The sequence below is a fragment of the Vibrio sp. H11 genome (genome assembly GCF_004804295.1).
GTDB lineage: Bacteria > Pseudomonadota > Gammaproteobacteria > Enterobacterales > Vibrionaceae > Vibrio > Vibrio ostreae.
On record NZ_SSHN01000026.1, the window covers coordinates 1 to 6,578 of the forward strand.

6 protein-coding genes, 5 tRNA genes and 1 rRNA gene are annotated in these 6,578 nt (G+C 49.9%); 9 read left to right on the forward strand and 3 right to left on the reverse strand.

What is annotated here, in order from left to right:
• Positions 1–94 (forward strand): 5S ribosomal RNA (gene rrf, locus E6C74_RS20850); the annotation flags it as partial.
• Between the two features lie 78 nt (positions 95–172).
• A tRNA-Asp gene (locus tag E6C74_RS20855) sits at positions 173–249 on the forward strand.
• Positions 250–688: 439 nt separating this feature from the next.
• Here the strand turns inward: E6C74_RS20855 and pssA are convergent.
• A complete protein-coding gene (pssA, locus tag E6C74_RS20860; RefSeq protein ID WP_136487958.1) occupies positions 689–2,029 on the reverse strand; it encodes a CDP-diacylglycerol--serine O-phosphatidyltransferase in 1,341 nt (446 codons plus the stop codon).
• 89 nt (positions 2,030–2,118) lie between these two features.
• Positions 2,119–2,553, reverse strand: a complete 435-nt coding sequence (locus E6C74_RS20865; RefSeq protein WP_136487959.1) for a GNAT family N-acetyltransferase — start codon at positions 2,551–2,553, stop codon at positions 2,119–2,121.
• A gap of 65 nt (positions 2,554–2,618) precedes the next feature.
• Between E6C74_RS20865 and murB the strand changes: the two genes are divergently transcribed.
• A complete protein-coding gene (murB, locus tag E6C74_RS20870) occupies positions 2,619–3,659 on the forward strand; it encodes a UDP-N-acetylmuramate dehydrogenase (protein WP_136487960.1) in 1,041 nt (346 codons plus the stop codon).
• Positions 3,659–4,621 (forward strand): bifunctional biotin--[acetyl-CoA-carboxylase] ligase/biotin operon repressor BirA, encoded by a 963-nt coding sequence (gene birA / locus E6C74_RS20875; protein ID WP_136487961.1) that lies wholly within the window; start codon positions 3,659–3,661, stop codon positions 4,619–4,621. The genes murB and birA overlap by 1 nt, the downstream gene beginning before the upstream one ends.
• Before the next feature lie 108 nt (positions 4,622–4,729).
• On the opposite strand, the gene coaA is transcribed toward birA, so the two are convergent.
• Positions 4,730–5,653 (reverse strand): type I pantothenate kinase, encoded by a 924-nt coding sequence (coaA, locus tag E6C74_RS20880; protein ID WP_136487962.1) that lies wholly within the window; start codon positions 5,651–5,653, stop codon positions 4,730–4,732.
• 207 nt (positions 5,654–5,860) lie between these two features.
• On the opposite strand from coaA, the gene E6C74_RS20885 reads away from it, so the two are divergent.
• The 5 genes from E6C74_RS20885 to E6C74_RS20905 form a co-directional block, all read left to right on the forward strand.
• Positions 5,861–5,936: transfer RNA gene (locus E6C74_RS20885), tRNA-Thr, on the forward strand.
• Positions 5,937–5,984: 48 nt separating this feature from the next.
• A tRNA-Tyr gene (locus E6C74_RS20890) sits at positions 5,985–6,069 on the forward strand.
• Between the two features lie 34 nt (positions 6,070–6,103).
• Positions 6,104–6,178: transfer RNA gene (locus E6C74_RS20895), tRNA-Gly, on the forward strand.
• Between the two features lie 13 nt (positions 6,179–6,191).
• Positions 6,192–6,267: transfer RNA gene (locus tag E6C74_RS20900), tRNA-Thr, on the forward strand.
• A gap of 105 nt (positions 6,268–6,372) precedes the next feature.
• The coding region (locus tag E6C74_RS20905) for a GTP-binding protein (RefSeq protein WP_240798233.1) at positions 6,373–6,578 on the forward strand (206 nt) is incomplete at its 3' end.

Genomic DNA, 6,578 nt, shown 5'->3' on the forward strand with positions numbered 1-6,578 from the left:
ACCCACCTGACTCCATTCCGAACTCAGAAGTGAAACGAAACAGCGTCGATGGTAGTGTGGGGCCTCCCCATGTGAGAGTAGAACATCGCCAGGCTTTAACTTCTTGTTTTCAGCTTTTTAAGAAAAAGCTCAAAGCAAAAAATGAAAAAGACTTTTATAGTCTGACCAATGCGGAGCGGTAGTTCAGTTGGTTAGAATACCGGCCTGTCACGCCGGGGGTCGCGGGTTCGAGTCCCGTCCGCTCCGCCACTTATTCGAAACCCTAGCAGAAATGCTGGGGTTTTGTCGTTTTAAGCTGAGCCAGTTTCATCGCGTTGCGATGACGAGTCCCGGACGTACGCGTCTCCGATGGTGCGCCAGCCCGGCCGTCCGCCACTTATTCGAAACCCTAGACTAGGCGTCCCCGCAGTAATACTGGGGTTTTGTCGTTTTAAGCTGAGCCAAATTCATCGCGTTGCGATGACGAGTCCCGCAGGGAGTCCTGCCCGTCGTGTGCGACCCCAGCCGTCCGCTACTTCCTTATCTATTCCTGCCAACATCGAGACCGGAATATCTTGTTATCTGCCCAGGTTATTATTTTAAGTTCTAGACCCTAGACCCTAGACCCTAGACCCTAGACCCTAGACCCTTACAAAAAAGCCCCGGTACTAGGCCAGGGCTATTTACTATGTGATATAGCAGGTACGGGTTAAAGAATCTGTTTCAGTACCCGGTCGGCTTTGAGGCGCATAATCTTGCGGATCAGGCGCTGGACCTGCTCTGGGTAGTTTTCCATCTTCTCTATCTGCTTATAAGTACACACCAGTTGAGTATGTTGCAGGATGTTTTCAATCTCCTGCTCAAAGCGCTCATTCAGATGATGGTGATCATCGGTGATCAGCAGGGCGTTCTCCAGATCCAGTTTCCACGCGCGTGGATTGAGGTTATTACCGGTCAGCAGCATATAACGTTTATCGATCCAGATGCCTTTGAGGTGGAAGCTGTTGTCACCGTCTTTCCACAAGTGAATCGACAGGTTACGGCTGGCGATATTGGCCTCGTTCAGCTTGGCAAAGCGGCGCAGGTTAAGTTCATACAGATAAGGCAGACCACCGATGGTTTTAAAACCTTGCTCTGGCGGAATGTAGAAGTCATTCGCGGTTTTGTCACCCACCACGATATGTACCTTCACTCCACGGCGAATCGCTTTGCGTACCTCTTTCGCGACTCCGCGCGGGAAATTGAAGTAAGGGGTACAAATAAAGATTTCTTCTTTCGCCTGAGCGATGAGCTGGACTATGTACTGGTTCAGCCGGTTACGGCGTTTACCGATACCAACCAGTGGTGTTACACCAATCTGCTGCTCTGAGACTTTCTCCGGCTCAAACTCGTAGCTTGCCTGAGTTAGCGAAGCACGGAACTGACGAATATCGGCTTTAATCTCTTTGGTACTTGGTTTACTGTTACATGCCAAATCGTTAACGGCAGGGTGCTCCAGCATCTGTTGCTGGATAAACTTCACCATGCTGTCAGCCAGCGTTTTGTTTTCGAACGTATGATAGCGGTCAAAACGGTAACGCTCTTTCTTATTCAGATAGACGTTATTCAGGCTGGCACCGCTGTAGATCACTTCATCATCAATGATGAAGCCCTTGAGATGCAGAACGCCAAACACTTCTCTGCCCCGCACCGGAATACCGTAGACCGGGATACAGTGGTCATACTGCTGTTTAAAAGACTTGTACATCGCCGCATTACCTTCTGAGGTCGCGGCGCCTATCAGGCCGCGTTGGGCGCGATGCCAGTCTACACAAATACTGATTTGCAACCCGGGGTTGCGCTGCTTCGCTTCATACAGCTCAGTGAGAATTTCACGTCCAGCTTCGTCGTCCTCAAGGTAGAGAGCCACGATATAAATGCGTTTACTCGCCTGACGAATCGACTCAATCAAATGAGTACGAAATTCCTCGGCTGAGAACAAAATACCAAACTTATCCGGATCTTGCGCAATAGTGGGTAGCTGTTCGAATGGATTTCTACGAGCAATCATAGGGATGCTTTACCTTACGTATGTGCAAAATTGCGATCAGAGCATATTACCAAAAGTGAATGAACAATGGCTAGGAAAGAGGACAATTCTTACCTGATCTCTGGAATGAATTGCATTGGAATGAGATCTTTTCCACTCGCACTGTAACGCTGGAATAGACCGAGCAGCTCGGCTGGCAGCTGGCTGGAATCAATGGTTTCAAACGCGGCTTGCTGATAGAAACCCTCAAGATGTGAGTATGCAAAACAGTAATCCTTGTCCTGTAGTACGTTCTGCTGACAATAACTCAGCAGCTGAGAGCCTATTTTGTCACCGCGCAGGCGGCTGTCTACGACCATGCCGGTCAGCAGACGGTACTTAGCGACCTGGCGAAAGCGCACGATGGCTTTTATTCCCTGTTCAGTGTAGCCACCGATCATCAGTTCATCGCTTTTTGGCTTGGTGCCCGGGTAGTGCTGTTTGTAAAAACGCTTTACCAGAGGCAACTTTATCGGGTCTATGTGTTCAAAGGTCAGAGTCGGCATTTGTATCTGTCTTAAAAGTGCATCTGTTGTAGAATGACCCAAGTTTAGTTTATCCAAAGAATCCCATGCAATTACATCTCGACGCGAATTTAAAGCCGTACCATACCTTCGCCATCGATCAGTCTTGTCGATCTCTGGCTGTGATTGAGTCGGTTCAGGACCTGATTTCTATTTATCAATCCGAGCAATGGCAACACACGCCAAAACTGATGCTGGGTAAGGGGAGTAATATTCTGTTTACTGCGCCTTATCAGGGCCTGGTGATGGTGAACCAGTTATCCGGCATCGACCACAGCCAGGATGCTGAGTTTCACTATCTGCATGTCCATGGCGGTGAAGACTGGCCGCAATTGGTGGCCTGGTGTATGGAGCAGGGGTTATACGGACTGGAGAATCTGGCTTTGATTCCGGGCTGTGCCGGTTCGGCGCCGATTCAGAATATTGGTGCTTATGGGGTCGAATTTAAAGATGTGTGTGATTACGTCGATTACTTATGTCTGGATACCCTGACGGTACAACGTCTGACCGCTGAACAGTGTCAGTTTGGTTATCGTGACTCTATTTTCAAGCACGCTTTATATAACAAGGCGATTGTGGTGGCTGTCGGGCTTAAGCTGGCCAAGAATTGGCAGCCGGTCTCTTCCTATGGGCCGCTTAAAGCACTGGCGCAGCCCTGTGGCGCTGAAGCGATATACCAGTGTGTGTGTCAGACCCGGCTCGATAAACTGCCGGACCCGCATGAAGTCGGTAATGCGGGCAGCTTTTTCAAAAATCCGGTGATAAGTCAGGCACAATATCACCAGTTGCTGGCTGAATTTCCCCACATGGTGGCGTATCCGGCCGGTGACGGCATGAAAATCGCGGCCGGTTGGCTTATCGACAGTGCTGGTCTCAAAGGCACTCGTGTTGGTGGTGCCCAGGTACACAGCAAACAGGCTTTGGTGCTGATTAATGCGGATAATGCCACGGCACGGGATGTGATTGAGCTGGCGGCATTGGTCCGTCAGAGGGTACAGGACAAATATGCTATTACCCTTGAGCATGAAGTGCGCTTTATCGGCGTGCAAGGGGAAACCAACTTAACGGAAATACTGGAGCAAGCGTAGTGAAAGAGCATAGTGTAAAGCTGGCGTTATTAAAGACCCTGTCAGATGGCACTTTTCATTCCGGTGAATCATTAGGTGAGCAGCTTGGCATGAGCCGCGCAGCCATCAGCAAACATATCCAGGGAATCCAGGAGTGGGGCGTAGATGTCTTCCGCGTGCAGGGCAAAGGCTATCAACTGGCCCAGCCGCTGATGATGCTGGAGGAAGCGGCTATCCAGTCGCAGGTCAGTAATCCGGTTGAGTTGCATCCCATCATCGGGTCAACCAATCAGCATTTGATCGATAATCTCGACAATATCGCCTCCGGTACTGTGTGTCTGGCTGAATATCAGGCCAGCGGTCGCGGACGGCGCGGACGGCAGTGGATATCGCCGTTTGGCTCTAACCTCTACTTTTCCATGTACTGGCGTCTGGAAGCCGGTATGGCTGCCGCGATGGGGCTGAGCCTGGTTGTGGGTGTGGCCGTGGTCGAAGCGCTGGAAAACATGGGCTTTGATGGTGTTAAGCTCAAGTGGCCAAATGATTTGTACTATCAGGACCGCAAACTGGCCGGGATTTTGGTTGAGATGTCCGGACAGGCCGGCGGTGCCGCCCATCTGGTGATCGGTATGGGTATGAACCTGATTATGCAGGATCGTGAATCGGCTATCGATCAGCCCTGGGTCAGTTTGGCGGAGGTGATCGGTCAGGATCGTATTGATCGCAACCAGCTGGCGATCGCCTTTATTCAGGCATTGGATAAGGCGCTGCGTGACTATGAGCTGCATGGTATGCAGGATTTCGTCGAGCGCTGGAACCGCCTGGATAACTTCATCGGCCGCAAAGTGAAGCTGATTATGGGCAATAACGAGGTAAGTGGTATCGAACGCGGCATCGATGCTCATGGCGGTGTACTGCTGGAAACCGGGCAAGGCCTGAAAAGCTACGTCGGTGGTGAGATATCACTGCGTAAAGGTGAGTAACGTGCTTTGAGCGCCAGTCTTTCTCTGGCCGAGAGCAATCAGAATGAAGTACAACAACAAAGAGGCAGCCGCCTCTTTTTTGTTTATTCGGCTTGTTCCAGTACGGCACTATTTGCGTAGCAGAACCCGCTCGACGGTATGATCGATGCTTTTACGCAGGATGAGCTGGGCGCGTTCCTTGGTCGGCAGGATGTTTTCCTGCAGGTTTTTACCGTTGATGCTGTGCCAAATCTCTTTCGCCTTGCTGATCGCTTCTTCTTCACTTAACTGGGTGTAGTGACTGAAATAAGAGCCGGGCTTGGTAAAGGCACCCTGACGGAATTTCATAAAGCGCTCGATGTACCATTTTTCAATCATGCTGCTGTCGGCATCGACATAGATGGAAAAGTCGAGAAAATCAGAGATAAACACCCGGTGTGGGTCATGCGGATAGTCCATCCCGCTTTGCAGCACGTTCAATCCCTCAATCAACAGTACATCAGGGCGGTCAACCACCTTTTGTTCCTCGGTGATGTCATAGGTCAGATGGGAATAGACCGGTGCGGTCACATGCGGTGTGCCGGCTTTGACATCGGAAACAAATTGCACCAGGCGGCGCATATCATAAGACTCGGGAAACCCTTTCTTATGCATGATACCGCGGTCTTTGAGCACCTGGTTCGGGTACAGGAAGCCATCAGTAGTGATCAGTTCGACCTTGGCGTGGTTGTCCCAGCGTGACAGCAGCGCTTTCAGCAGACGTGCAGTGGTGCTTTTGCCTACCGCGACACTGCCGGCAATGCCGATGACAAAAGGAGGTGCTTTCTCGGTATTGCTTAAAAACTGATTCAGTACTGAGTTGCGGCTTTGCCTGGCAGCGACATACAGGTTTAACAGCCTCGCCAGCGGGAGGTAGATCTCGACCGCTTCTTGAATTGTGAGGCTTTCGTTAATGCCTTGCAGCTCTCGCAGGTCCGCTTCCGACAACGTCATAGGTACAGAATTACGTAACTCTGCCCACTGATGACGAGCAAAAGATAAGTACGGGCTCATAAAATGCTCAATCGTATAATTAGAATAAGAGAGGGGAACATACAATATGGTGCTGATAAAGCAAATGAGAAAGATGGCATAATTAGCGATTGGCCGGAAATTTGAATGAAAAACCATCGAATAAACAAAAACGTGGCAAATTTTGATTTTTTTTAAGTTTAAGGGTTGCAAGGTGAGAAATCATTCAATAGAATGCGCCCCACTTATGCCGACTTAGCTCAGTAGGTAGAGCAACTGACTTGTAATCAGTAGGTCACCAGTTCGATTCCGGTAGTCGGCACCATTTTCTCCTCAAGCCAGGCTTGATGGCAGTGAAAATGGCAAAAAATTTGGAGGGGTTCCCGAGTGGCCAAAGGGAGCAGACTGTAAATCTGCCGGCTCCGCCTTCGATGGTTCGAATCCGTCCCCCTCCACCATATTCTTAAGGAAATAGCTCTCAGAGTTACGTGTGCGGGCATCGTATAATGGCTATTACCTCAGCCTTCCAAGCTGATGATGCGGGTTCGATTCCCGCTGCCCGCTCCACTCATTTAAGAGTGCTGATATAGCTCAGTCGGTAGAGCGCATCCTTGGTAAGGATGAGGTCGGCAGTTCGATTCTGCCTATCAGCACCAGCTCTAAGCAAAACTTTCCTTTTGATATATACTTTACTACCGGTAATTTTTGGTTGCGTGGTCATTAATTAAAGCCACCTATATCCGTACCTAGAGGGACAACTCATGTCTAAAGAAAAATTTGAACGTACGAAACCGCACGTAAACGTTGGTACTATCGGCCACGTTGACCACGGTAAAACAACTCTAACAGCAGCTATCTGTACTACACTGTCAAAAGTGTACGGTGGTTCAGCTCGTGACTTCGCGTCAATCGACAACGCTCCAGAAGAGCGTGAGCGTGGTATCACGATCTCTACTTCACACGTAGA

What these genes read in the sequence shown, in the direction of transcription:
- coaA (WP_136487962.1), bottom strand. Translation starts at nt 5,653, where the DNA reads ATGAGCCCGTACTTATCTTTTGCTCGTCATCAGTGGGCAGAGTTACGT.
- pssA (WP_136487958.1), bottom strand. Translation starts at nt 2,029, where the DNA reads ATGATTGCTCGTAGAAATCCATTCGAACAGCTACCCACTATTGCGCAA.
- E6C74_RS20865 (WP_136487959.1), bottom strand. Translation starts at nt 2,553, where the DNA reads ATGCCGACTCTGACCTTTGAACACATAGACCCGATAAAGTTGCCTCTG.
- murB (WP_136487960.1), top strand. Translation starts at nt 2,619, where the DNA reads ATGCAATTACATCTCGACGCGAATTTAAAGCCGTACCATACCTTCGCC.